18 protein-coding genes and 1 pseudogene are annotated in these 24,123 nt (G+C 62.3%); 5 read left to right on the top strand and 14 right to left on the bottom strand.

The window, feature by feature from the left end; translation table 11 throughout:
• Positions 1–132 precede the first annotated feature (132 nt).
• From V3W39_RS07855 to V3W39_RS07910, 12 genes and pseudogenes are all read right to left on the bottom strand, one after another.
• Entirely contained in the window at positions 133–2,907 is a 2,775-nt protein-coding gene (locus V3W39_RS07855; RefSeq protein ID WP_177076223.1) for a hybrid sensor histidine kinase/response regulator, read from the bottom strand.
• Between the two features lie 102 nt (positions 2,908–3,009).
• The gene (purD, locus tag V3W39_RS07860; RefSeq protein ID WP_177076225.1) at positions 3,010–4,302 is read right to left on the bottom strand and encodes a phosphoribosylamine--glycine ligase; all 1,293 of its coding nucleotides are present in this window, start codon (positions 4,300–4,302) and stop codon (positions 3,010–3,012) included.
• A gap of 184 nt (positions 4,303–4,486) precedes the next feature.
• Positions 4,487–6,094, bottom strand: a complete 1,608-nt coding sequence (gene purH / locus V3W39_RS07865) for a bifunctional phosphoribosylaminoimidazolecarboxamide formyltransferase/IMP cyclohydrolase (protein WP_330212458.1) — start codon at positions 6,092–6,094, stop codon at positions 4,487–4,489.
• Between the two features lie 81 nt (positions 6,095–6,175).
• Positions 6,176–6,496 carry a DNA-binding transcriptional regulator Fis gene (gene fis / locus V3W39_RS07870; protein ID WP_003186237.1) on the bottom strand — a complete coding sequence of 107 codons (321 nt, stop codon included), beginning with the start codon at positions 6,494–6,496 and terminating at the stop codon, positions 6,176–6,178.
• Positions 6,493–7,506 carry a tRNA dihydrouridine synthase DusB gene (dusB, locus tag V3W39_RS07875; protein ID WP_177076227.1) on the bottom strand — a complete coding sequence of 338 codons (1,014 nt, stop codon included), beginning with the start codon at positions 7,504–7,506 and terminating at the stop codon, positions 6,493–6,495. Before dusB ends, fis begins: the two co-directional genes overlap by 4 nt.
• Positions 7,507–7,691: 185 nt before the next feature.
• Complete coding sequence (locus tag V3W39_RS07880; RefSeq protein WP_330212459.1) at positions 7,692–8,936, bottom strand: DUF3426 domain-containing protein; 1,245 nt, start codon at positions 8,934–8,936, stop codon at positions 7,692–7,694.
• 30 nt (positions 8,937–8,966) lie between these two features.
• A complete protein-coding gene (prmA, locus tag V3W39_RS07885; protein ID WP_330212460.1) occupies positions 8,967–9,845 on the bottom strand; it encodes a 50S ribosomal protein L11 methyltransferase in 879 nt (292 codons plus the stop codon).
• 291 nt (positions 9,846–10,136) lie between these two features.
• Entirely contained in the window at positions 10,137–11,498 is a 1,362-nt protein-coding gene (gene accC / locus V3W39_RS07890) for an acetyl-CoA carboxylase biotin carboxylase subunit (RefSeq protein WP_076017979.1), read from the bottom strand.
• Positions 11,499–11,515: 17 nt separating this feature from the next.
• Positions 11,516–11,974 carry an acetyl-CoA carboxylase biotin carboxyl carrier protein gene (gene accB / locus V3W39_RS07895; RefSeq protein ID WP_177041411.1) on the bottom strand — a complete coding sequence of 153 codons (459 nt, stop codon included), beginning with the start codon at positions 11,972–11,974 and terminating at the stop codon, positions 11,516–11,518.
• A gap of 25 nt (positions 11,975–11,999) precedes the next feature.
• Complete coding sequence (gene aroQ / locus V3W39_RS07900) at positions 12,000–12,455, bottom strand: type II 3-dehydroquinate dehydratase (RefSeq protein ID WP_003217307.1); 456 nt, start codon at positions 12,453–12,455, stop codon at positions 12,000–12,002.
• Between the two features lie 239 nt (positions 12,456–12,694).
• A pseudogene (locus V3W39_RS33750) lies at positions 12,695–13,189 on the bottom strand (methyl-accepting chemotaxis protein); the annotation flags it as partial.
• 1,519 nt (positions 13,190–14,708) lie between these two features.
• Complete coding sequence (locus tag V3W39_RS07910) at positions 14,709–16,379, bottom strand: PleD family two-component system response regulator (RefSeq protein ID WP_330212461.1); 1,671 nt, start codon at positions 16,377–16,379, stop codon at positions 14,709–14,711.
• A gap of 274 nt (positions 16,380–16,653) precedes the next feature.
• Between V3W39_RS07910 and V3W39_RS07915 the strand changes: the two genes are divergently transcribed.
• The 5 genes from V3W39_RS07915 (at position 16,654) to V3W39_RS07935 (ending at position 22,086) form a co-directional block, all read left to right on the top strand.
• Entirely contained in the window at positions 16,654–17,721 is a 1,068-nt protein-coding gene (locus V3W39_RS07915; RefSeq protein WP_003217301.1) for a DUF2333 family protein, read from the top strand.
• Between the two features lie 2 nt (positions 17,722–17,723).
• Complete coding sequence (locus tag V3W39_RS07920) at positions 17,724–18,260, top strand: NUDIX hydrolase (protein ID WP_177076316.1); 537 nt, start codon at positions 17,724–17,726, stop codon at positions 18,258–18,260.
• A gap of 297 nt (positions 18,261–18,557) precedes the next feature.
• Positions 18,558–18,929: a translation initiation factor Sui1 gene (locus V3W39_RS07925; protein WP_167664869.1), complete on the top strand. Its 372-nt coding sequence runs from the start codon at positions 18,558–18,560 to the stop codon at positions 18,927–18,929.
• 212 nt (positions 18,930–19,141) lie between these two features.
• Positions 19,142–21,055: an arginine decarboxylase gene (gene speA, locus V3W39_RS07930; protein ID WP_177041417.1), complete on the top strand. Its 1,914-nt coding sequence runs from the start codon at positions 19,142–19,144 to the stop codon at positions 21,053–21,055.
• Between the two features lie 167 nt (positions 21,056–21,222).
• Entirely contained in the window at positions 21,223–22,086 is an 864-nt protein-coding gene (locus V3W39_RS07935; RefSeq protein ID WP_330212462.1) for an alpha/beta hydrolase, read from the top strand.
• On the opposite strand, the gene V3W39_RS07940 is transcribed toward V3W39_RS07935, so the two are convergent.
• Positions 22,070–23,416, bottom strand: coding sequence for an MATE family efflux transporter (locus V3W39_RS07940; protein WP_177041421.1), 1,347 nt, complete (start codon positions 23,414–23,416; stop codon positions 22,070–22,072). The genes V3W39_RS07935 and V3W39_RS07940 overlap by 17 nt on opposite strands.
• A 156-nt stretch (positions 23,417–23,572) precedes the next feature.
• Positions 23,573–23,875: a DUF6124 family protein gene (locus tag V3W39_RS07945; protein WP_330212463.1), complete on the bottom strand. Its 303-nt coding sequence runs from the start codon at positions 23,873–23,875 to the stop codon at positions 23,573–23,575.
• Positions 23,876–24,123: the final 248 nt, after the last annotated feature.

Below are 24,123 nucleotides of genomic sequence, written 5' to 3' on the forward strand. Positions count from 1 at the left end.
GTCTATCAGGCGCCACGGAACAAATGTGGGAGCTGGCTTGCCTGCGATGGCGGTGTGTCAGGCATCCATGTTTGTGGCTGATACACCGCCATCGCAGGCAAGCCAGCTCCCACAGGGAGATCCTGTTTCAGGTCAGGTAGGGGCGTGTTCCGGCCGTTGTGCCCGCTGCGCCACCCAATACTCCACCAGCTCGCGCAATTGCGACAGCTCCACCGGCTTGGCCATGTGCCCGTCCATCCCGGCCTGGCGTGCACGCTCTTTATGTTCCGACAGAATGTGCGCCGTCAGCGCCACGATCGGCGTACGAATGCGCTGGTTGCTGACTTCCCACGCCCGCAGTTGCTGGGTGGCGGAGAAGCCGTCGAGGATCGGCATTTCACAGTCCATCAACACCAGGTCGTAGCGTTGGGCCTTCATCGCTTGCAGGGCTTCTTCGCCGTTGCTCGCGGTGTCGGGCTGCAGGTTGAGCTTGCCGAGCATGCCGCGAATCACCTTGGTGGAGATGCTGTTGTCTTCCGCCACCAGGATCCGGAAATCACTCGGCACCGTCACCGGGACGGGCGCGCTGATCGCGGGCTGGCGAGGCTGCACGGTGCCTTTGCTGCGCTGGGTCAACTCGTCGGCAAGCGTGGTCTTGAGGGTATAGCCGGCCACGGGTTTGGCGAGGATGCGTTTGATCCCGCAGTTGCGCGCGATGATCTTGCTCGGCGCATTGCTGATGCCGGTGAGCATGATCAGCAATATGTCGTGGTTCAGGCTCGGGTCTTCCTTGATCTTCGCCGCCAGTTGCATGCCGGTCATGCCGGGCATGTTCTGGTCCAGCAGCACCACGTCGAAATAGTCCCGCAGGTGCGCCTTGGTGCGCAGCAGCGCCAGGGCTTCCTTGCCCGAAGGCACGGCGCTGACGTTCAGGCCCCAGGCCGTGCATTGCTGCACCAGCACTTTGCGGCAGGTGTCGTTGTCGTCCACCACCAGCACGCGAGCGCCCTGGAGCGGGCCGTCGAGGTCGGAGGTCGGATGCTCCAGGCGTTCCGGGTCCAGCGGCAAGGTCAGCCACAAGGTGCTGCCCTGTTGGCTGCCGCTCTTGATGCCGAATTCGCCATTCATCAACAGGATCAACTGGCGGGCGATGACCAGGCCCAGATGGCCGCTCAGGCGTGTGGCCGAGAGGAAATTCTTGCTGTGCAACTCGCTGTGCAGCAGGGCGTCGCGCTCGGCGGGTTCCATTGGCAGGCCGCTGTCTTGCACGGCGATGCGCAGGCGCGGTTTGCTGCTGCGCTCGTCCAGCGCGACGACGATCAGCACTTCGCCTTCATCGGTTTTTTGCAGGGCGTTTTCCAGCAGGCTCAACATTGCCTGGCGCAGGCGGGTCGGGTCGCCGCTGATCACCCGTGGCACCTGGGGCTGGATAAAGCTGATCAGCTCGACGTTCTGCTGTTCGGCCTTGGCGCGGAAAATACTCAGGCAGTCTTCGATCAGCGCGTTGAGGTCGAATTGCACGTCGTCCAGTTCGATCTGCCCGGACTCCAGCTTGGAGATGTCGAGGATCTCGTTGATCAGGGTGAGCAGTTCATTGCCGGCGCTGTGGATGGTTTGCACATAGTCCCGCTGTTTGACCGACAGCGGCGTGCCCAACAGCAGTTCGGTCATGCCCAGCACGCCGTTCATGGGGGTGCGGATTTCGTGGCTGATCTTCGCCAGGAACTCGGCCTTGGCGGCGATCTCGGCATTGCTGGCCGCCAGGTCGCGGCTGAGGCTGAAGTTGTCTTCGGTGATGGCGCGCTGGCGTTCGCCCAGGGCCAGGCTCATCAACAAGCCGCTGAGGCAGATAAAACCGAGCAAGGTGACGATCAGACCTTGGGGCGCCACCAGTGTCAGGCCCAGCAATGCGGGCAGGATAATCAGGGTGCCAATGTTGAAGATCACCATCGCCAGCATGAACAGCCGCGCCGGGCGATAACCTTTTTGCCAGTGATAAGCCGAAACGAACAACATGCTCAGGCCGGCCAGCGCCACCAGGGCGTAGGTGATGATGTTCAGGGGCAGTGTGTTGACGAACAGCAGCAACAGCCCGACCAGGACGATCAGCAGGATGTCGGCCATCAACAGCTTGTTCAGCGGATGCGGGCCCAGGGGCGCAAAGAAACGGTAGGCGAACATCAGCCCGCATGGCGCCGTCAGCAGCAGGGCGAGGTAGGCGCCGGGGGTTTGTACCGCGTGCCAGTTCGGCAGCCATGGCCCCACCACATTGAGCAGCAGCGCCAGGCTGAGCAGCAACAGCACTTCGCAGGCGGCGAGCCACAGGCTGCTGCGGGAGCGATGGTAGGCGTAGCGGGTCAGGTTGTGCAGGATCAGCATCACCAGGCAGCCGAACAGCAGCCCGTAGATCAGCGTCTGGTTCTGGTTGGCCGCGGCCAGTACGGCGGGCTCCAGGGTGATGTACGGGCGCAGTTCGTGTTCCGAGACCAGGCGCAGGTACACGTCCAGCGGCTTCTGGCTCTGAGGCATCGGCAGCATGAAGTCGCTGCTGGGCAGCGGGCGCTCGGCCTGGGGCTGGCGGGTGCCGGTGGCTTGCTGCTCCACCAGGGTGTCGCCGTCGAGTACGTACAGGTTCAGGTGTGACAGGTCAGGGGCGAATACCCGCAGCACTTGCTCGTGCTTGCCGGGTTGCAGCCTGAAGCGTACCCACAACGCACCGTCCGGTTGCGCGGCGGTAATCCGGTCCAGTTCGATGGGGCTGAATTGATTGATGTAGCGGGGCGAGCGGATATCGCTCAGTTGCAGATCGGCCTGTTCATCAAGCAATACCGCCCAGCCACTGCCTTGTGCGGCGGCCTGGGCCGGAAGCAAGCAGAGCAAGGTCAGCAGACTGACAGTGAAACCTATGGCGATCCTGAGCCAGCGCACGGCGAAATCCCTTCGTAGGTTGATGCATGGGTATAACTATGCGCGGGGCCACAAGAGTAGGGCAAGGGCAAAACGCCCCTGCCTAACCGAACGGATAGCTGTTTACTGACTTTCGCCACGCTCGCGGGCAATGGCACGGTAGCCAATGTCGGTGCGATAGAAGCAGCCCTTCCAGTCGATTTTTGCCGCCAGCTTGTACGCCTGTTGCTGGGCGGCATCTACGCTGCTGCCCATGGCGGTTGCGCACAACACGCGACCACCGGCGGTGACAACCTTGCCATCCTTGAGCGCGGTGCCCGCATGGAACACCTTGCCTTCCAGCGTAGCAGCCGCATCCAGACCTTCAATCACATCGCCCTTGGCGTAGTCGGCCGGGTAGCCGCCGGCGGCCAGCACGATGCCGACGCTCGGGCGCGGGTCCCACTGGGCTTCTACCTTGTCCAGGGCCTGGGCCAGCGCAGCTTCCACCAGCAGCACCAGGCTCGATTGCAGGCGCAGCATCACCGGTTGGGTTTCCGGATCGCCGAAGCGGCAGTTGAACTCGATGACTTTCGGGTTGCCGGCCTTGTCGATCATCAAGCCGGCGTACAGGAAACCGGTGTACACATTGCCTTCGTCGGCCATGCCGCGCACGGTTGGCCAGATCACCAGGTCCATCACGCGTTTGTGCACTTCGGCGGTGACTACCGGGGCAGGGGAGTAGGCACCCATGCCGCCGGTGTTCGGGCCGCTGTCGCCGTCGCCAACACGTTTATGGTCCTGGCTGGTGGCCATCGGCAGCACGTTCTTGCCGTCGACCATCACGATGAAGCTGGCTTCTTCGCCGTCGAGGAACTCCTCGATGACGACGCGCGAGCCCGCTTCACCGAAAGCGTTGCCGGCGAGCATGTCGCGTACGGCGTCTTCGGCCTCACTCAGGGTCATAGCGACGATCACGCCTTTGCCGGCGGCCAGGCCGTCGGCCTTGATCACGATCGGTGCACCGACCTCACGCAGGTAAGCCAGGGCTGGCTCGATCTCGGTGAAGTTCTGGTAGTCGGCAGTCGGGATCTTGTGGCGAGCCAGGAAGTCCTTGGTGAAGGCTTTCGAGCCTTCCAGCTGGGCAGCGCCGGCGGTAGGGCCGAAGCAATCCAGGCCACGGCTGCGGAACAGGTCCACAACGCCGGCTACCAGCGGCACTTCCGGCCCGACGATGGTCAGGGAAACGTTTTTCTCGGCAAAGTCTGCCAGTTGCTCAAGGGCTAGCACGTCGATGGCGACGTTTTCGCACTTGGCTTCAATGGCGGTGCCGGCGTTGCCGGGTGCAACGAAAACTTTCTGGACGCGCGGGTCCTGGGCAACTTTCCAGGCCAGGGCGTGTTCACGGCCACCGCTGCCAATGATCAAAACATTCATTTCAAAAACCTCAAATTCTGTAAGGCGCCGCTGAAGCGCTTTAATGTGGAGCCGGACACTTGTGGCGAGGGAGCTTGCTCCCGTTCGACAGCGCAGCTGGAGCCCGCTTTTGGGGGCGCTTCGCACCCCAGCGGGAGCAAGCTCCCTCGCCACAAAACCGGCTCCCACATTCGATCAGGTTGGATCAGTGGCGGAAGTGACGCATGCCGGTAAAGACCATGGCGATGCCGGCTTCGTCGGCAGCAGCGATGACTTCAGCATCACGCATCGAACCGCCCGGTTGGATCACGGCGGTAACACCGGCTTTCGCGGCGTTGTCCAGGCCATCACGGAACGGGAAGAATGCGTCGGACGCCATCACCGAACCCTGCACCTGCAAGCCGGCATGTTCCGCCTTGATCGCGGCAATACGTGCCGAGTTCACGCGGCTCATCTGGCCCGCGCCGACACCGATGGTCTGGCGGTTCTTGGCGTAGACGATGGCGTTGGATTTAACGTATTTGGCGACTTTCCAGGCGAAGATCAGGTCGTTGATTTCCTGTTCGGTCGGGGCGCGTTTGGTCACTACTTTCAGGTCAGCGCTGCCGATCATGCCGATGTCGCGGCTCTGTACCAGCAAGCCGCCGTTGATGCGCTTGTAGTCCCAGGCAGCGGCACGCTCGGCCGACCACTCGCCGCAGGCCAGCAGGCGCACATTGGCCTTGGCAGCAACGATGGCGCGGGCTTCGTCGCTCACGGACGGGGCGATGATCACTTCAACAAACTGACGCTCGACGATCGCCTTGGCGGTCTCGGCGTCCAGCTCACGGTTGAAGGCGATGATGCCGCCGAAAGCCGACTCGGTGTCGGTGGCGTAGGCCAGTTCGTAGGCCTGGCGGATGCCGCCTTCAGCGTCCGGGCTCACGGCCACGCCGCACGGGTTGGCGTGCTTGACGATCACGCAGGCGGGCTTGACGAAGCTCTTCACACATTCCAGCGCGGCGTCGGTGTCGGCCACGTTGTTGTAGGACAGCTCTTTGCCTTGCAGTTGGGTTGCGGTGGCGATGCCGACTTCGGCAGGCTTGGCTTCAACGTAGAACGCCGCGCTCTGGTGCGGGTTCTCGCCGTAGCGCATTTCCTGGGCCTTGATGAACTGGCTGTTGAAGGTGCGCGGGAACTGGCTGCGGCCTTCTGTGCTGAGGGTTTCAGCCGCCTGGTTCACGGTGCCCATGTAGTTGGCGATCATACCGTCGTAGGCGGCGGTGTGTTCGAAGGCCTTGAGCATCAGGTCGAAGCGCTGGGCGTAGGTCAGGCCGCCGGCTTTCAGGCTTTCCAGTACGTTGGCGTAGTCGCTGGCGTTGACCACGATGGCCACGTCTTTGTGGTTTTTTGCTGCGGAGCGAACCATGGTCGGGCCGCCGATATCGATGTTTTCGATGGCGGTCGGCAGGTCGCAGCCTGGCTTGTTGATGGTGGCTTCGAACGGGTAGAGGTTAACGGCCACCAGGTCGATCGGCTTGATGCCGTGCTCGGTCATGATGGCGTCGTCGATACCGCGACGACCGAGGATCCCGCCGTGGATTTTCGGGTGCAGGGTCTTGACCCGACCGTCCATCATTTCTGCGAAACCGGTGTAGTCCGCCACTTCCACTGCGGCCACGCCGTTGTCCTGCAGCAGTTTGAAGGTCCCGCCGGTGGAGAGAATCTCCACGCCCAGGGCTTCCAGCTCCCGGGCAAATTCGAGGATCCCGGTCTTGTCGGAGACACTGATCAAGGCACGGCGGATCGGCAGGCGGGTAGTCTGGTCGGTCATTTCAATTTCCATCAAAAGCAAAGGAGTCAGCAAAAAAGGCGACCGTTTTTACGCGGGCGCCTTTCTGGTTTGATTGAATGCTTACAGCAAATCGTACTGCTTGAGTTTCTTGCGCAGCGTGCCACGGTTCAGACCGAGCAGCTCACTGGCCTTGGTCTGGTTGCCCTTGACGTAGTTCATCACGCTTTCGAGCAACGGCGCTTCGACTTCGGAGAGCACCAGGTTGTACACGTCCGTGACGGCAGCGCCCTCAAGGTGGGCGAAATAATTGTGCAGCGCCTTCTCGACACTCCCGCGAAGGGTCTGGCCTTCTTCGCTCGGCGTGTTGAGGTGCTGTTTCAAATTGACGTTGTCGCTCACGGGTGTTGTTCCACTCACTAAAGTCTCGGTCATCATCGTCATGCGGCCACCCCTTCTCCGTCCCCTGTCACCAGGCTCTTGTAACGCTCGCTGAAGAACTCACGAACGTTGGCGCACTGTGCTTCCGTATCATCCAAACGATTGAAGTGGGCGCGAAACTCCCTGGCGCCCGGCAAGGTTGCGAGATACCAGCCCACATGCTTGCGAGCAATGCGTACTCCCATCACGTCTCCGTAGAAGGCGTGCAGGGCGGCCAGATGCTCTAGCAGAATACGTTCCACCTCGATCAACTCCGGTGCCGGCATGATTTCGCCGGTACGCAGAAAGTGCTCGATCTCACGAAAAATCCACGGCCGCCCCTGGGCAGCCCGGCCAATCAACAGGCCATCGGCGCCGGTCGCGTGCAGCACGCGCCGGGCTTTCTCGGCTGAATCGATGTCGCCGTTGGCAAAGACGGGAATCGACACCGCCTGCTTGATCGCGGCAATGGTGTCGTACTCGGCTTCACCGGTGTAAAGGTCGGCGCGGGTGCGGCCATGCACCGCCAGCGCTGTAATGCCCGCCTGCTCGGCGATCTTCGCCACCGTCAGGCCATTCTTGTTGTCCCGGTCCCAGCCGGTGCGGATCTTCAGGGTGACCGGCACATCCACTGCAGCGACAACGGCATGCAGGATCTCGCTCACCAACTGCTCATCCTTCAACAGGGCAGAACCTGCGGCCTTGTTACAGACCTTCTTGGCCGGGCAACCCATGTTGATATCAATAATCTGCGCCCCCAACTCCACGTTGGCCCGGGCCGCATCCGCCAGCATTTGCGCATCACCGCCGGCGATCTGTACCGAGCGGGGCTCGGGATCACCTTCGTGGATCATGCGCATCCGCGATTTGCGGGTGTTCCACAAGCTCATGTCGCTGGTGACCATTTCCGAGACTACAAGCCCTGCGCCCAAACGCTTGCAAAGCTGACGAAAGGGCTGGTCGGTGACACCCGCCATCGGGGCGAGGATCAAGCCGTTGTGCAATGTGTATGGGCCGATGCGTACCGCCGACATAGGACTTCCCTGTTGTGGGGCCGGATCATTAGAGTTCGAAAAAGGGTTGGCATGATACCCGCTCTCGATGACTGGATAAAGGCTGAATTGGATAAAATCTGAACAGTTATTTTCTTATCGCCGCTGGTTTGGTCCAAGGCCGTGCAGTCAATAATCTGCCGTCAAACCCCGGCCGATGACCCGTTTCACTCGGGGGAGTGGAAGCTCAAGCTGTAATTCACCGCTTTGTTGCCCGGGTCGAGAATGTCCAGGGCGATGTGGATCGGCGTCTGGGAGGGCATCTCGGTCTGGCCTGCCAGCTCGCCGCTGAGGTACTCGGCCGGCTTGAAGCGACGACTGGCGATCATATTCCCGTTCATGTCAGCGAAGCGTAGCTCCAGCAACGGGAACGGTTGGGAGAATGTCGCGCGGTTATAGATGATCGCGTCCACTACCAGGGCGCCGGCGAACTCCGGGTGGCTGCGCACCACCAGGTTGCTGCTCTTGATGTGGGCGATATCAACGCGTGAGGGCACGGTGCAGCCCAGTTTCGGGCACAGTTCCTGGAACCACGGGCGGTAGGCGTCCTGGCGTGCCAGGTCGTCGAATTGGTAGGCGACGTATTGACCTGCCAGGCCGGCGGCGGCCAACAGTACCAACAGGCCCCAGAACAGGCGGCGGCCCCAGCCCGAAGAGCGCTTCTGGGAATACAGGTGCAGCGGGTCGTCTTCCAGGTCCGACAGCAGGTCGTCGTGGGCGCCTGCCTCTGGGCGAGGGCGTTTGCGTTTGGGCTGCGCGCGCTCCGGCAGTTCGGGTTCCGGCGCTTGTGCTGCGGCGGTCACCGGTGGATCGAGTTCGTCATCGACGGCGGCTGCGTGCAGCGGCGGCTCGTCGTCAGGCTCGGCCGCTTCAAACGACATCGACGGTTCGGTGCGCTTGGGTTTGCCGGGGCTTGTCTTGGCGGGTTGCGGTTCGTCGTCGCTCGGTTGCGGGGCTTGGGCCCTTTCGTCGCGCGGCTCGCTGAACAGGCTGGCGGCCCATTGCTCTTCCTCGGCCTTGGCGGTGTCGCGGCTGGCGCTGAGGGAGTCTTCCTTTTGCCGACGGTCGGCGCCGGGTTGGCGACGGTCTGCACCCACAGGCTGGGTGTGTTGAATCTCGCGGCGCTCCAGCTTGGCCAGTTCTTCGTCGAGGTCCAGGTTATCCAGGTCCAGCTCTTCGGCGGTCCATTGCTTCTGGCTGATGGCCCGCGGTGCTTCGGGTGGCGGTTCTACGGCTGCCGGTGGCTGGGCCGCAGGCGCATTGGCCCGCTGCTCCAGCAATTGGCGAGCGGCGTTGAACACTTGCAGGCACGAGCCACAGCGCACCACGCCACGGGCCACGCTCAATTGAGCATGGCTGACGCGAAAGCGCGCTTGGCAATGTGGGCACTGGGTGACGAAACTGTCGGTCATGCGGCCATCCGATTCATGCAGGCGCTCATTCTAGCGCCGACGACCGCTGATGCGTACCCAGCCGTCGCGGTTGGCGATCGGGTCCAGCTCGAAATCCAGGGCGTAGGCGGCGGCAACGTCTTCGCCCTGTTCGGCGAGGATGCCCGACAGCGCCAGGCGCCCGCCCGGCTTGACCAGGCTCGACAGCTGCGGCGCCAGGGCCACCAGCGGCCCGGCCAGGATATTGGCCACCAGCACGTCGGCCTGCACCTGGGGCAATTGCTCCGGCAGGTACAGCGGGAATTTCTCTTCAGCGATGTTGTTGCGCCCGGCGTTGTCGCGGGAGGCTTCCAGGGCCTGCACGTCGATGTCGGTACCGACGGCTTCCTTGGCGCCCAGCAGCAGGGCGGCGATCGCCAGGATCCCCGAGCCGCAGCCGAAGTCCAGCACGTTGCAGTCTTGCAGGTCCTGGCCGTCGAGCCATTCCAGGCACAGGGCGGTGGTCGGGTGGGTGCCGGTGCCGAATGCCAGGCCCGGGTCCAGCAGCAGGTTCACCGCGTCAGGCTCGGGGGCGGCGTGCCAGCTCGGCACGATCCACAGGCGCTGGCCAAAACGCATCGGCTGGAAGTTGTCCATCCAGCTGCGTTCCCAGTCCTGGTCTTCGATGATTTCGCTGTGATGCTCGGGCAGCGGGCCGCCGGTGAGCAGTTCCATGTGGGCCAGGACGCTGGCGGCATCGGTGCCGTCTTCGAACAGGGCCAGCAGATGGGTGTGGGACCACAGTGGGGTGGTGTTCAGCTCGGGTTCGAAGATCGGCTGGTCTTCGGCGTCCATGAAGGTCACCGACACGGCGCCCACTTCGAGGAACGCGTCTTCGTAGGTTTCGGCTTGTTCTGGGCTGATGGCGAGACGGACTTGCAGCCAAGGCATGGCGGGCACCTTTGAAAAAATGAGTGTGCAGCGGGGTAGGGCTGCGAAAGACGCGCAAGTTTACGCGAGCGAACAGCAGAAGACGACACCACTGACTGAACGCAGGCTAAATGTGGGAGCTGGCTTGCCTGCGATAGCGTCGCCTCGGTCCGGCTGATAAATCGAGGTGTCTGCATCGCGGGCAAGCCCGGCTCCCACAAAAGCCAGCTCCCAGAGGGTTTTGTGGTGTTTTCTGTATCCCACAAACAACAAAACCGCCCGAAGGCGGCTTTGTTGGGTGGAGCACTTCGCTTACTGATTAGCCAGCTTGTGTTCCAGGTAGTGAATGTTCACACCACCTTCGCAGAAGCCTTCATCACGAACCAGATCCCGATGCAGCGGGATGTTGGTCTTGATGCCGTCTACCACGATTTCGTCCAGGGCATTGCGCATACGGGCCATGGCCTCGTCGCGGGTGGCGCCCCAGGTGATCAGCTTGCCGATCAGCGAGTCGTAGTTGGACGGAACCTTGTAGCCGCTGTACAGGTGCGAATCCACACGTACGCCGTTGCCGCCGGGCGCGTGGAAATGCTTGACCAGGCCAGGGCTTGGGATAAAGGTTTTCGGGTCTTCGGCGTTGATCCGGCACTCCAGCGAGTGGCCGTGGATCTTCACATCATCCTGGGTAAACGACAGCTTGTTGCCAGCGGCGATGCTCAGCATCTCCTTGACGATGTCGATACCGGTGACCATTTCCGAAACCGGGTGCTCTACCTGCACACGAGTGTTCATCTCGATGAAGTAGAAGCGACCGTTCTCGTACAGGAACTCGAAAGTGCCCGCGCCACGGTAGTTGATGTCGATGCACGCCTTCACGCAGCGAGCCAGTACTTCCTGGCGAGCGGTCTCGTCCAGGCCCGGTGCCGGAGCTTCTTCCAGTACCTTCTGGTGACGACGTTGCAGCGAGCAATCGCGGTCGCCCAGGTGGATGGCGTGGCCCTGGCCGTCGGACAGTACCTGCACTTCCACGTGACGTGGGTTGGTCAGGTACTTTTCCAGGTAGACCATCGGGTTGCCGAACCAGGCGGCAGCTTCCGAGCGAGTCTGCTTGGCGGCTTCGATCAGGTCTTCTTCCTTGTGCACCACGCGCATGCCGCGACCACCACCGCCACCGGCGGCCTTGATGATCACCGGGTAACCGACTTCGCGACCAATGCGCAGGGCGGTTGCCTCGTCTTCAGGCAGCGGGCCGTCGGAACCTGGAACGGTAGGCACGCCGGCAGCGATCATGGCGTCCTTGGCCGATACCTTGTCGCCCATCAGGCGAATGGTTTCGGCTTTCGGGCCGATGAAGGCAAACCCGGATTTCTCCACCTGTTCGGCGAAGTCGGCGTTTTCCGCGAGGAAGCCGTAGCCCGGGTGGATGCCATCAGCGCCGGTCACTTCAGCGGCAGCGATGATGTTCGAGACTTTCAGGTACGAGTTCGTGGCCAGTGGCGGGCCGATGCAGATGCTTTCGTCCGCCAGTTTCACGTGCATCAATTCGGTATCGGCCGTCGAGTAAACAGCGACGGTCTTGATGCCCTCTTCCTTACAGGCGCGCAGGATACGCAGCGCGATCTCGCCGCGGTTGGCGATCAGGACTTTTTGCAGTTTCTTCGCAGGTTTCAACATCGAAGGCGCTCCGCGGTTCAAACGATGGTGAACAGCGGCTGGTCGTACTCAACCGGCTGACCGTTTTCTACCAGGATGGATTCGATGACGCCGGCTTTTTCAGCCGTGATGTGGTTCATCATCTTCATCGCTTCGACGATGCAGATGGTGTCGCCCACTTTCACGGTTGCGCCGACTTCAACGAAGGCTGGCGAGGTCGGTGCCGGAGTGCGGTAGAAGGTACCGACCATTGGCGACTTGACCACGAAACCGTTCAGTTTAGGTGCGGCAGGGGCTTCGGCAGCGGCCGCAACCGGAGCAGCCACTGGCGCAGCGGCAGGGGCTGGCGCTTGCATCTGTGGCGCGTAGAACTGTTGGGCCGGGGTCTTGCTGTGACGGCTGATCCGTACGGATTCCTCGCCTTCCTTGATCTCCAGCTCGTCGATACCGGATTCTTCCAGCAGTTCGATCAGTTTCTTAACTTTACGGATATCCATGAATCATCAACTCCCAAAGGGTCGGTCAGGGGCGCTTGGCCGTGTCTTCAAGCTGTTCCAGGGCGGCCTCCAGGGCCAGTCGGTAACCGCTGGCGCCAAGGCCGCAGATCACTCCTACCGCAACGTCGGAGAAGTAAGAGTGATGGCGGAAAGGTTCGCGTTTGTGCACGTTCGATAAATGCACTTCGATGAATGGGATGCTCACCGCCAGCAGCGCGTCACGTAATGCAACGCTTGTGTGCGTAAAAGCGGCGGGATTGATCAGGATAAAGTCCACGCCTTCGCTGCGCGCGGCATGGATTCGATCAATCAATTCGTACTCGGCATTGCTTTGCAGGTAGAGCAGATGGTGGCCGGCATCACGTGCCCGTCGTTCCAGATCGAGGTTGATCTGTTCGAGGGTCACTGCCCCGTAGACGCCCGGTTCGCGGGTGCCGAGCAGGTTCAGGTTGGGTCCGTGAAGAACCAGTAAGGTCGCCATCGGCTGTTCCTTGTTATTGATGTGGGCACGGTAGAACCCGGCGACTATGCCGCAAAGGCTTTGTGACTGTCCAGTTCTATGCAGTAGGCAGCACGATTAGCGAGGATTGCGCAAAATATGTGACCGCAAGGCTGAATCCGGTCAGTGTGGGAGCTGGCTTGCCTGCGATGGCGGTGTGTCAGCGTCAGGTTTTTTGACTGATTCACCGCCATCGCAGGCAAGCCAGCTCCCACATTGGGTCAGACGCGGAATGCCTGCACGGCGGTGTTGAGTTGCCCGCCCAGCACCAGCAAATGCTCTCCCTGGCGGCGTCCCTGGCCAATTCGCAGCAAGTTGTCCTCGCCCAACTGGTGAATTCGCTCACTGTTATCGCGGATTTCACTCACAGCGCCACTTTGCTGGGCAGTGACATCGGCAATCCGCACGGCGGTGTCGGAAATGGTCTGGATCGCCCCGACGATTTCATCCAGCGCGCCGTCAGCCGCCTGCGCTTGTTCGGCGGTGGCTTCGGCGTGTTCGACCTGGGCGCGCATGCCTTCTACCGATTGTCGGGCGGCGGTTTGCAGGCCGGCGATCAGGTGCTGGATTTCGGCGGTGGCGCCGGCGGTGCGCTGGGCCAGGGAGCGAACTTCGTCGGCGACCACGGCGAACCCGCGCCCGGCCTCACCGGCGCGGGCGGCCTCGATGGCGGCGTTAAGCGCCAGCAGGTTGGTCTGGTCGGCAATCGAGCGAATCACCGTGAGTACGCCGCCGATGGTCGCGGATTCCTCGGCGAGTTTTTCGATCATCTGCGCATTGATCTGCACTTCGCCCACCAAGGCATGCAGCCCGGTCAGGCTCAAGCCGATTACGCGTTGGCCCTGTTCCACTGCTTCGCCTGCGCTGCGGCTGGCCTGGGCGGCCTGGCTGGCGTCGCCGGCAACCTGTTGGATGGTGGCCTCCAGTTCGCCCAGGGAATCGCGAATCTGCGCGGTGTCACCGGCCTGGCGTTCGGCGCCGTCGTGCATGCCGCTGCTCAGTTCCGCCAGCGCGCTGCTGCTGCCGGCCACTTGCTCGGCGTTGCCTCTGATGGTGCCCACCAGGTCCACCAGGTAGGCGCGCAGGCGGTTCAGGGATTCTTCGATATCGTGCAGTTCGCGGTTGGTCTTGCCCAAGGCAATGGGCTGGCTGAAATCGCCCTCGGCCCAGGTGGACAAGGCCGGCGCCAGGTTAGTCAGCACCCGTGCCAGGCGCCGCTGCAAGGTGTCGATCAACAGCGCGATCAGCAAAATCAGGCCGATCATCACGCCTTGCATCAGGCGCACTTCGCCCTGGATTTTCCCGTGCTGGGCGCGCACCACGGGCTCCAGCCCGGCGATGGCCTGCTGTACGGCATTGATTTTCAGATGGGTGCTGGTGGCCAGTTCGGTGCGCTGCTGGATTTGCTCGCGGGTGCGTTTCAGCTCGGCGGGGTAGCGGGTCAGCAGGCTGTTGAGCTCGCGCTTGAGGTCGACGCCGGTGTCCTGTGCCACGGTTTTTTCGGTGTTTTCCAGGCCCATCATGGCCGAGAAATCGTCGGTATTGGACTCGCTGCTGGCCGTCACGCCCAGCAAGGGCAATTGCCCCAGCACGTCAGCCTGGCTGCGGATGTTGCTGACTTCGCGCTCCACATCATCAGCCAGTTCGCTGCGCCCGCTGCTCACCAGTTTGTCCCGGGCCAGGGAGAGTTTGGCCAGATGCTGGGACGCGGCCAATAAAGGCGGCAAATAACGCGCAGACTCCGGCGAATTCACCCCGCTGGCGTACTGGTTCAATTGCTCCAGGTTGGCACCCAGTTCGCGTTCGGCTTGCAGCAGCAGGGCTTGCGGGTCGCCGGCCAGTTTGCCGGCGGCCAGCAGGTCGGTCTTGCTGAAGGTATCCAGGTCGGCAAGGCTGGGTCGCAGGTTCTGCGCCAGGTCCGGCGGCAACTCATCCAGGTGCTGCAGCAGGTTCTCCAGGCTCTGGCTGGCGCTGCTCAGGCGCAGGGCGTCGCCGCTGGCGAGGTAATCGTCGATATTGCGCGCGGCCTGGTTCTGAAAGGTCTGCGACAGGCCCAGGTAGCGCTCCATCAGCAGGTAAGGCCGTTCCAGGGCGCGTTGCGACCACCAGAGTGTCGCGCCCAGGGCCAGGCAAACGGCGACCAGCAGGAGGGTGTTCAGATTCGTCAGCAGCTTCAGGCGCATGCGTGGTTTCAACCGACAGCAGAAGTAAGTGCCTGAAGTTATTGCGTTTCCATTACAGAGTTATGACGGATTCGGTGGATTCCGGTGAAAAGGTGGCACTTTGCTTTGATGCCCGGGCCGACGCGACCCGGTTACGCCCGGCATCCTTGGCACGGTACAGCGCCTCGTCCGCCTGGGCGGCCATCATCAGGCTGTCGGAGCCGTCGCAGAGCTCCACCACGCCGGCACTGAACGTGCACCACAAATCCTGCGGCTGGGCGGGGTAGTGAATCTCGGCGAAGCGCCCGCGAATCTCGTCCAGTACCTGGCAAGCCCTGTCGAGGTCGGTGTCGGGCATCACGATGGCAAATTCTTCGCCGCCGTAACGGCCTATATAGTCGGTCTTGCGCAGGCGCTGCTTGAGAAACAGCGCGAGGCTCTTGATCACCCGGTCGCCCATGGGGTGGCCGTGGCTGTCGTTGACCCGCTTGAAGTGGTCGATGTCGAGCATCGCAAAGCTCAGCGGCTTGTTTTCGCGGCGCGCGCGGAAGCTGCAGTCTTCCAGCAGTTGCAGGATGTGGGTGTGGTTGTACAGCCCGGTGAGGCTGTCGCGCACCATCCGCGCCTTGAGGTTGCGCGCCCGCGCCGCGCGGTTGCGCACGGTGGTGATCAGGTGCCGGGGCTTGATCGGCTTGGTGAGGAAGTCGTCGCCGCCTTCGCTCATGGCGTCCAGTTGCTTGTCCAGGTCGTCTTCGGCCGAGAGGTAGATGATCGGCACGCTGACGTAGCGGTCATTGTGGCGGATCACCTTGGCCAGTTCGGTACCGGTGCAGGCCGGCATATACATGTCGAGGATGATCAGGTCGGGCTGGAAGTCCGCCAGCTCGGCCATGGCCTGGATCGGTTCGATCAGGGTGCGGGTGACGATGCCGGCGCTGTTGAGCAGGCGCTCGGTGTGCATGGCCTGGGCCCGCGAGTCATCGATGATCAGCACTTTATAAGGTTCGTACTGGGCGACGCAGGTCAGCACTTCGATTTTTTCCAGCAGGCTCGAGGCCTCCAGGGTTCCGGTGAGGAACTCCTGGCCGCCGGCGCGCACGGCCGCGAGACGCGTGGGCGTATCGGTTTCGTGCAGGCTGAAAAACAGCAACGGCAGTTTTTGCTCAAGGCCTTCCTGGGCTTCGGCGGCAAGCTTGAGGCCGAGGCCGGTGCCGCAGAAATCCACATCCATCACGATAGCCGCGGGCAAGCGCTCGGACATCGAGGCGCGAAACGCCGCCACGCTGTCGAGGGACTGGGCGCTCAATCCAAAAAACTCCAGCTGCTTGGCCAGGCGCTCGGCACGGTCGTGGTCGGCCAGCATCACGTAGATCGGTTTGCGCATCGGCGGCAGGAGCGTTTGCTCAAGCTGGTCGCCCTGGCGCAGGCCGGTGCGGGACAGGCGCTGCATCAAACGGTTGAGTTCGGTGATCAGGTGGCTGCTGAGGCGACCGCGGTTGTCGTCCACGGCCTTGAGTGAATCGCTGATCAGGTGCGCCAACTGGCCGTGTTCCGGCTGCTCGAAGCGTTCGGCAAAACGCAGCAGGCGCAGGTTGGCCTCACTGAGCTCGGACAAGTCAGTGGTCGACCATTCGCTGCGTTGCAGGCGCTGCCAGATCTCAAGAATTTGACGTGCCTGATGAATTACCCGCTGGGCAAAATGGTGCTTGAGACGCTCACGGCTGGGGTCTTCTGGCTCGGTCATATCCTGACTACTAGTTAGGCTGCATGCTGAGGTCGAACTGATGGCTCTATGCTAGCACCTCTTTTCCTTTGCACGAGTGTCATACGTCAATTAACTGCGAGGTCCTGGATATTCATTTGTCGACCCTGCAGTCGCGCGGGCGTAAAAAGCGTGCATCCTTTATAGTCGAGCCGCGCATACGCGCCACCCCGACTAAAAGCGCCCCGATGCTCGGCACGATGGGGTAGGGTTGTGGTCGTAGCTATTGAACTCAAGTGATTGAAAGGATATCGCCATGCTGGACTGGAAAAACCGCGCAGGCAGTGCAAAGGGCCCGGCCCCCGAAACCAAGTCGGCCCCCCGCAGCTATTTCCGTAACCTGCTGATGAGCCGTGCGTTGCTCTCGCTGGTTGCGTTGTACCTGTTGGTCACCGGTGCCCTGGGCTGGTACTGGAGCGAAGAGCCCGCGTTGTTCCCGGTGCAGCAGAACGCGCAGATTGCCGCCGAGAAGGATGGCAAGCAAATGGTGGTGGGTTTCACCACCGTCGAAACCCTCAAGACCGTAGTCGGCACCTTGTTGAACAAGCCGGGTGGCTACATTTCCAACGACCGTTTCCCGCCGGGCCTGTGGATGGACAACATGCCCAGCTGGGAATACGGCGTGCTGGTGCAGGTGCGTGACCTGACCCGTGCCCTGCGCAAGGACTTCGCCCGTTCGCAGTCGCAGTCGGCAGAAGACGCAGATTTGGCCAAGGCCGAGCCGCGCTTCAACTTCGACAACAAGAGCTGGGTGCTGCCGTCCAGCGAGTCGGAATACCAGGAAGGCATCAACTCCCTGAGCCGCTACGAAGCCCGTTTGTCTGACCCAAACCAGAAAGGCGCGCTGTTCTATGCGCGTGCCGACAACCTGAACAACTGGCTGGGTGATGTGGCGACCCGTCTGGGTTCGCTGTCGCAACGGCTGTCGGCCAGTGTGGGCCGGGTCAAGCTCAACACCGCGCTGAAAACCGAAGCGCTGGCGCCGGGTGAAGTGCCACAGGTCGATGAAGAAGTGGTGGAAACCCCATGGATGCAGATCGACAACGTGTTCTACGAGGCCCGTGGCCAGGCCTGGGCTTTGTCCCACCTGCTGCGCGCCATCGAAGTCGACTTCGCCGACGTGCTGGCCAAGAAGAACGCCACCGTCAGCGTGCGCCAGATCATTCGTGAGCTGGAAGCCTCGCAGGAGCCTGTGTGGAGCCCGATGATCCTGAACGGCAGCGGTTTTGGCATCCTGGCCAACCACTCGCTGGTCATGGCCAACTATATTTCCCGGGCCAACGCTGCAGTGATCGACTTGCGTCAGCTCCTGAACCAGGGTTGATGATGGACGCTTCCACCCGAGAGGCGGCGCACCGCGCCGCCTCCGACGCCGAACTGATCGCCTGGGTCGACGAGCAGGACAACCTGCTCGGCTCCCGGGTGCGTTCCGATTTGCGCCAGCGCGGGCTGATCGGCCGCTGCACCTTTATCTTTCTGTTCAACTCGGCCGGTGAGCTGTGTGTGCATCGGCGCACCCTCAGCAAAGCCATGTACCCGGGGTTCTGGGACACGGCGGCGGGCGGAATGGTAGCGGCCCACGAATCCTACGCCGAGTCGGCGGCCCGGGAGCTGGAAGAGGAATTGGGCGTCAGCGGCGTCGAACTCACCGCTCACGACCATTTCTATTTCGAAGACGGCGACAGTCGGCTCTGGTGCACTTCGTTCTCGGCCGTGTGGGACGGGCCGCTGCGGATCCAGCCGGAAGAAGTCATGGAAGCCCGCTTTCTGCCACTGGCGACGGTGCTGGAGGAGGCCGAGCAAAAGCCCTATTGCCCGGATGCCCAGGAAGGGTTGCGTCGTTATTTGGCCCTGCGTCGCTAAAGTTGCATAAATTGGCGCCATTAGGCTCTTAGCAAGGGGCCTTTTTGCCGTTACACTGCGCGACTTTTCAAGCTGAACCGTTGTTGCTTCACCCTGTAGGAGCGAGCTTGCTCGCGAAAAACGTAAGCACGACGCGTGCTGCCTGAATGCCCGCGTTATCGTTGACGACCTTCGCGAGCAAGCTCGCTCCTACAGTGGGTTGAATGCCTGCGGCTCAGTAGCGCTGCCCCTGCCTGAGTGGGGCTTCGCGGTCGGTGATCGCACCGATCAGTCTTTGTCCTCCCAAGAGGATTGCCGGTGGCCAAAAAAGCCGCATCCTTCGCCGCCCTTGGTGGCCTGGTATTTTCCACCGACGCAGGTCGACACTGCCCGGACTGTCGCCAGCCCGTGGACGCGTGTACCTGCAAAACAACCCTGATTCCCGAAGGCGATGGTATTGCCCGCGTACGTCGCGAGAGCAAGGGCCGTGGCGGCAAGACGGTGACCACCATCACCGGCGTGCCCCTGGCCGAGGATGCCCTGAAGGAGCTGGCCACCACGCTGAAAAAGCGCTGTGGCACCGGTGGCGCCCTGAAAGACGGCATCATCGAGATTCAGGGCGACCACGTCGAGTTGCTGTTGGCCGAGCTGATCAAGCTGGGTTACAAGGCGAAGAAATCCGGCGGCTAGCAGCCTCTGTGAAAACCACCCCGATGACCCGCTTGCTGAACGCGAACTGTCGTCTCCATGGTTTTCACAGAGCCTGTTCCTGACCGGTGTCTAAACTCTGTCCTGCAAGTGGGGTCTACCCCTCTCACAGGCAAATCGTCATTTTCATTCTTTAGACTGCGCCAGCCTCTGATCAGGCCGGTGCACTTCGACTTCATTTATAGGGGACTTCGATGTCCGTACGACGCACACGCAAAGACGATGGCAGCCAATGGACAGTTGCGGACAGCCGCAGTGTTTACGGGATTCGCCATTGGGGGGCCGGGTATTTCGCGATCAATGATGCCGGTCGCGTTGAAGTCCGTCCGAACGGCCCGAACAGCACGCCCGTCGACCTGTACGAGCAAGTCGACGAGCTGCGCAAAAGCGGCCTGTCCTTGCCGTTGCTGGTGCGCTTCCCCGACATCCTGCAAGACCGCGTGCGCCAGCTGACCGGTGCCTTCGACGCGAATATCGAGCGCCTGGAATACCAGAGCAAATACACCGCGCTGTACCCGATCAAGGTGAACCAGCAGGAAGCGGTGATCGAGAACATCATCGCCACCCAGGACGTGTCCATCGGCCTGGAAGCCGGCTCCAAGCCCGAGCTGCTGGCCGTGCTGGCCCTGGCCCCGAAAGGCGGCACCATCGTCTGCAACGGTTACAAAGACCGTGAGTTCATCCGCCTCGCGCTGATGGGCCAGAAGCTCGGCCACAACGTGTTTATCGTGATCGAGAAAGAATCCGAAGTCGGCCTGGTGATCGAAGAAGCCGCCAACCTCAAGGTCAAGCCTCAGGTGGGCCTGCGGGTGCGCCTGTCGTCCCTGGCGTCGAGCAAGTGGGCAGACACCGGCGGTGAGAAATCCAAATTCGGTTTGTCGGCGGCGCAACTGTTGTCGGTGGTCGAGCGCTTCCGCGCGGCCGGCCTGGACCAGGGCATCCGCCTGCTGCACTTCCACATGGGCTCGCAGATCGCCAACCTGGCCGACTACCAGCACGGGTTCAAGGAAGCCATTCGTTACTACGGCGAACTGCGCAACCTCGGCCTGCCGGTAGACCACATCGACGTGGGCGGCGGCCTGGGCGTGGACTACGACGGTACGCACTCGCGTAACGCCAGCTCCATCAACTACGACATGGACGACTACGCCGGTGTGGTCGTGGGCATGCTCAAGGAATTCTGCGACGCGCAGAGCCTGCCGCACCCGAACATCTTCTCCGAGAGCGGCCGTTCCCTGACCGCCCACCACGCCATGCTGGTGGTGCAAGTCACCGACGTCGAGAAACACAACGACGACGTGCCGGTGATCGAGAACAAGGAAAGCCTGCCGGAAACCGTGCAATGGCTGGTGGACCTGCTGGGCCCGACCGACATTGAAATGGTCACCGAAACCTACTGGCGCGCCACCCACTACATGAGCGACGTGGCCACCCAGTACGCCGACGGCAAGATCACCCTGGCCGAAAAAGCCCTGGCCGAGCAGTGCTACTTCGCCGTCTGCCGTCGCCTGCACGACTCGCTCAAGGCCCGCCAGCGTTCCCACCGCCAGGTGCTGGACGAACTCAACGACAAGCTGGCCGACAAGTACATCTGCAACTTCTCGGTCTTCCAGAGCCTGCCGGACACCTGGGCCATCGGCCAGGTACTGCCGATCCTGCCGCTGCATCGCCTCGATGAAGAGCCGCTGCGCCGTGCCGTGCTGCAAGACCTGACTTGCGACTCCGACGGCAAGATCAAGCAGTACGTCGACGAGCAGAGCATCGAGACCAGCTTGCCGGTGCACGCGGTGAAAGAGGGTGAGGATTACCTGCTGGGGATCTTCCTGGTGGGTGCCTACCAGGAAATCCTCGGTGACATGCACAACCTGTTCGGTGACACCGACTCGGTGAACATCTACCAGCGTGACGACGGTTCGGTGTACAGCGCCGGGATCGAGACCCACGACACCATCGAAGACATGCTGCGCTACGTGCACTTGTCGCCGGAGGAGTTGATGACTCACTACCGTGACAAGTGCGCCAGCGCGAAGATCACGGCGGCGGAGCGGACTCAGTTCCTGGATGCGTTGCGTCTTGGGCTGACCCGTTCGTCTTACCTGTCCTCGTAAGTACACCGCTCCAAAGGTCGACCCGGCTCTAATGTAGGAGCCGGGCTTGCCCGCGATGGCGGTGGGTCAGGCAGCCAATGGGCTGGCTGACCCACCGCCATCGCAGGCAAGCCAGCTCCCAGATTTGATCAGCGTTTCGGCAGTACCCTCTTTATAGGGCCTGAACGATGTCGAGCAAACTCCTGCAAGTGTTCACCCTGGCCATCGCGACTCTGCTCGCGGCCTGCTCCCCGATCAAAGTGCTCAACGCACTCACACCCTCCAGCACCTTCACCAAAACATCCTCCATCGCCTACGGCGACGATCCCCGCCAGAAACTCGATATCTACCGTCCCGTCACCGCCTTGCCCGATGCGCCGGTGGTGGTGTTTTTCTATGGTGGCAGCTGGAACAGCGGCTCAAAGGATGACTACGGTTTTGTCGGCGAAGCCCTGGCCTCGCGCGGCATCGTGGTGGTGATTGCCGATTACCGGCTTTACCCGCAAGTGCGCTACCCAGCGTTTTTGCAGGATGGCGCCCAAGCGGTCGCCTGGGCGCACCAGCACAGTGCCGAGTACGGCGGCGATCCCCGCAAGCTGTATGTGATGGGCCACAGTTCCGGTGCCTACAACGCCGCAATGCTGGCGCTGGATCCACAGTGGCTGGCCGGGGTCGGCCTGTCGCCGTCAGTCTTCAAAGGCTGGATCGGCCTGGCCGGGCCGTATGATTTCCTGCCGATTGAAAACCGCGATGTGCGCCCGGTGTTCTTCTATCCGGATTCGCCGCCCGACTCCCAACCCATCAACCACGTCAGCCATGACGCACCGCCGAGCCTGTTGATTGCCTCGGTGGACGACAACCTGGTCAACCCCAAGCGCAACACCGGCGGCCTGGCGAACAAGCTGCGGGCGGCGGGTGTGCCGGTTGAGGAGTTCTACTTCAGCAAAACCAGCCACGCGACATTGGTAGCGTCCATGTCCCGGCCGTTGCGCTGGCTGGCGCCGGTGCTGGACCGGGTCACCGCGTTTATCAAGTTCACGCCGGGCCAGTAAGCCAGCGGTCCTGTTTGTTCAGGCGCCAGGCAATCGCCCACAGCGTGAGGCTGCGCAGGGCCATGAACAGCAGGAAAGTTATCCACAGCCCGTGGTTGCCCAGCCCCTGCAAGGCCCAGGCGAACGGCAGCACAATCACCACCGTCAGCAGCATGCCGTTGCGCATTTCCCGGGCGCGGGTGGCGCCGATGAACAAGCCATCCAGCAGGTAGCTCCACACTGCAATCAACGGCAGTACGGCGAGGTAAGGCAGGTAGATGTCGGCGGTTTCGCGCACGCTCGGGATGTCGGTTTGCATGGCGATAAACAGGTGGCCGAACACGGCGAACAGGATCGCGAAACCGACGCTGGCCAGCAACGACCAACCACAGGCCACCACCAGCGAGCGGCGCAAGGCCTGGCGGTCGTGGGCGCCGATGGCGTGGCCGCACAACGCTTCCACGGCGTGGGCCAGTCCGTCCAGGGCGTGAGCCGTCAGCAGTAAGCCGTTTAGCAGCAGCGCATTGGCCGCTACCGTCGCATCACCCAATCTGGCGCCTTGCACGGTGATCATGAAAAACACCGATTGCAGGGCCAGGCTGCGGATGAAGATATCGCGGTTCACCGCCAGTAGCGGGCGCCAGCTTTGCCACAGTTTGAGGGCGGCCCAGGCGATATGGCCGGGGTAGGCGCGCAGGGCTTTTTGGGTGAGGGCCAGGCCGAGCAGGGCGCCGGTCCATTCGGCGATCACCGAGGCGCGGGCCGAGCCGACCACGCCCCAATCCAGGCCCAGCACGAACCACAGGTTGAGGGCAATGTTGACGAGGTTGGTGGTGAGCAGGATCGCCAGCGGCGCGCGGGCGTTCTGGGTGCCGAGGAACCAGCCTACCAGCGCGTAGCTGGCAAGGGCCGCGGGCAGGCCGAAGAGGCGGGTGTGGAAGAATTCGCGGGTCAGTTGGTTCAGCTCGGGCGAGGGCTGCATCCAGTCCAGCACCAGGCCGCTTAAGGGAATGCCGATGCTGCCGAGCAACATCGCCAGCCCCAGCGCCAGCAACAGTCCTTGCAACAGAATCTGCCGCAGCGCCGCACCATCACCGCGCCCGGCGGCCTGGGCGGCAAAGCCGGTGGAGCCCATGCGCAAAAAGCCCATGGCCCAGGCGAGGAAGGTATAGAGGCTGGCGCCCACGGCCACGGCGCCGAGTTGATGGGCGTGGGGCAGGTGGCCGATGACCATGCTGTCCACCAGCGCCACCAGCGGCACGGAGATGTTCGACAGGATCATCGGCGCGGCGAGGGCCCACACGCGGCGGTGGGTGGGGCGGTCGCGCCAGTCGGTCAGCAGGGAAGTCATGCGGGCTCCTTTGGGGAGCGGTAGTGTAACTGGCTGCACGCTTATCTGTTGCCTGGGCGATCGCTATCGCGGGCAAGCCCGGCTCCCACACTTGGAATGCATTCCTCCTGTGGGAGCAGGCTTGCCTGCGATAGCTGACGGCCAGGCAATGAAGGTTTAAGTCTTACGCGGGTGCAGGCACTCGATCGAGCGGTCGACAGTAGTCTTGGCAATTTCCAGCAAGTGCCACACGGCCAGGATCTTCGCCCGCTGTGGACTTTCCAGCAGCTCGCCGCAATCAAGCGCGGTGGCCGAGGCGCTGCTCAGCAGGCTGGCGGTGTAGAGCAGGGAATCTTCGAAGCTCAGGTCTTCGTTGATGGTGTGGAAGCCCTGCGAGGGCAGGTAGTGTTCGAGGGCGCGGTTGAAGGCGGCGCGGTCGTTGAAGAGGTCGCTCGGTGGATCGGGGACTGGTTTATTCATGGCGTAGCTCCTGTCTAATTAAGGAGCCGGCCCTGTCGCGACTAAACGAAGGGTGGCGGCTATACGCAGGTTAGTCGACCGGTCAGACAGGAAAACTCCGGCGCACCCGAGGGTGCCCTGCGCACAGCCACCATAAAACCTCATGGGAGACATGCGCCTGTCTGAACTCGGGCGACTAAACCCGATCACTGATATGCAGTGAAGGAGCGAAGACTAGCCACCCCTCCCAACAGGCACAAGGCCGAAAG

It is taken from the genome of Pseudomonas sp. Z18(2022) (genome assembly GCF_036346535.1).
Lineage (GTDB): Bacteria > Pseudomonadota > Gammaproteobacteria > Pseudomonadales > Pseudomonadaceae > Aquipseudomonas > Aquipseudomonas yamanorum_A.

What these genes read in the sequence shown, in the direction of transcription:
- purD (WP_177076225.1), bottom strand. Translation starts at nt 4,302, where the DNA reads ATGAATGTTTTGATCATTGGCAGCGGTGGCCGTGAACACGCCCTGGCC.
- purH (WP_330212458.1), bottom strand. Translation starts at nt 6,094, where the DNA reads ATGACCGACCAGACTACCCGCCTGCCGATCCGCCGTGCCTTGATCAGT.
- fis (WP_003186237.1), bottom strand. Translation starts at nt 6,496, where the DNA reads ATGACGATGATGACCGAGACTTTAGTGAGTGGAACAACACCCGTGAGC.
- dusB (WP_177076227.1), bottom strand. Translation starts at nt 7,506, where the DNA reads ATGTCGGCGGTACGCATCGGCCCATACACATTGCACAACGGCTTGATC.
- V3W39_RS07880 (WP_330212459.1), bottom strand. Translation starts at nt 8,936, where the DNA reads ATGACCGACAGTTTCGTCACCCAGTGCCCACATTGCCAAGCGCGCTTT.
- prmA (WP_330212460.1), bottom strand. Translation starts at nt 9,845, where the DNA reads ATGCCTTGGCTGCAAGTCCGTCTCGCCATCAGCCCAGAACAAGCCGAA.
- accC (WP_076017979.1), bottom strand. Translation starts at nt 11,498, where the DNA reads ATGTTGAAACCTGCGAAGAAACTGCAAAAAGTCCTGATCGCCAACCGC.
- accB (WP_177041411.1), bottom strand. Translation starts at nt 11,974, where the DNA reads ATGGATATCCGTAAAGTTAAGAAACTGATCGAACTGCTGGAAGAATCC.
- aroQ (WP_003217307.1), bottom strand. Translation starts at nt 12,455, where the DNA reads ATGGCGACCTTACTGGTTCTTCACGGACCCAACCTGAACCTGCTCGGC.
- V3W39_RS07910 (WP_330212461.1), bottom strand. Translation starts at nt 16,379, where the DNA reads ATGACCGAGCCAGAAGACCCCAGCCGTGAGCGTCTCAAGCACCATTTT.
- V3W39_RS07915 (WP_003217301.1), top strand. Translation starts at nt 16,654, where the DNA reads ATGCTGGACTGGAAAAACCGCGCAGGCAGTGCAAAGGGCCCGGCCCCC.
- V3W39_RS07920 (WP_177076316.1), top strand. Translation starts at nt 17,724, where the DNA reads ATGGACGCTTCCACCCGAGAGGCGGCGCACCGCGCCGCCTCCGACGCC.
- speA (WP_177041417.1), top strand. Translation starts at nt 19,142, where the DNA reads ATGTCCGTACGACGCACACGCAAAGACGATGGCAGCCAATGGACAGTT.
- V3W39_RS07935 (WP_330212462.1), top strand. Translation starts at nt 21,223, where the DNA reads ATGTCGAGCAAACTCCTGCAAGTGTTCACCCTGGCCATCGCGACTCTG.
- V3W39_RS07940 (WP_177041421.1), bottom strand. Translation starts at nt 23,416, where the DNA reads ATGACTTCCCTGCTGACCGACTGGCGCGACCGCCCCACCCACCGCCGC.
- V3W39_RS07945 (WP_330212463.1), bottom strand. Translation starts at nt 23,875, where the DNA reads ATGAATAAACCAGTCCCCGATCCACCGAGCGACCTCTTCAACGACCGC.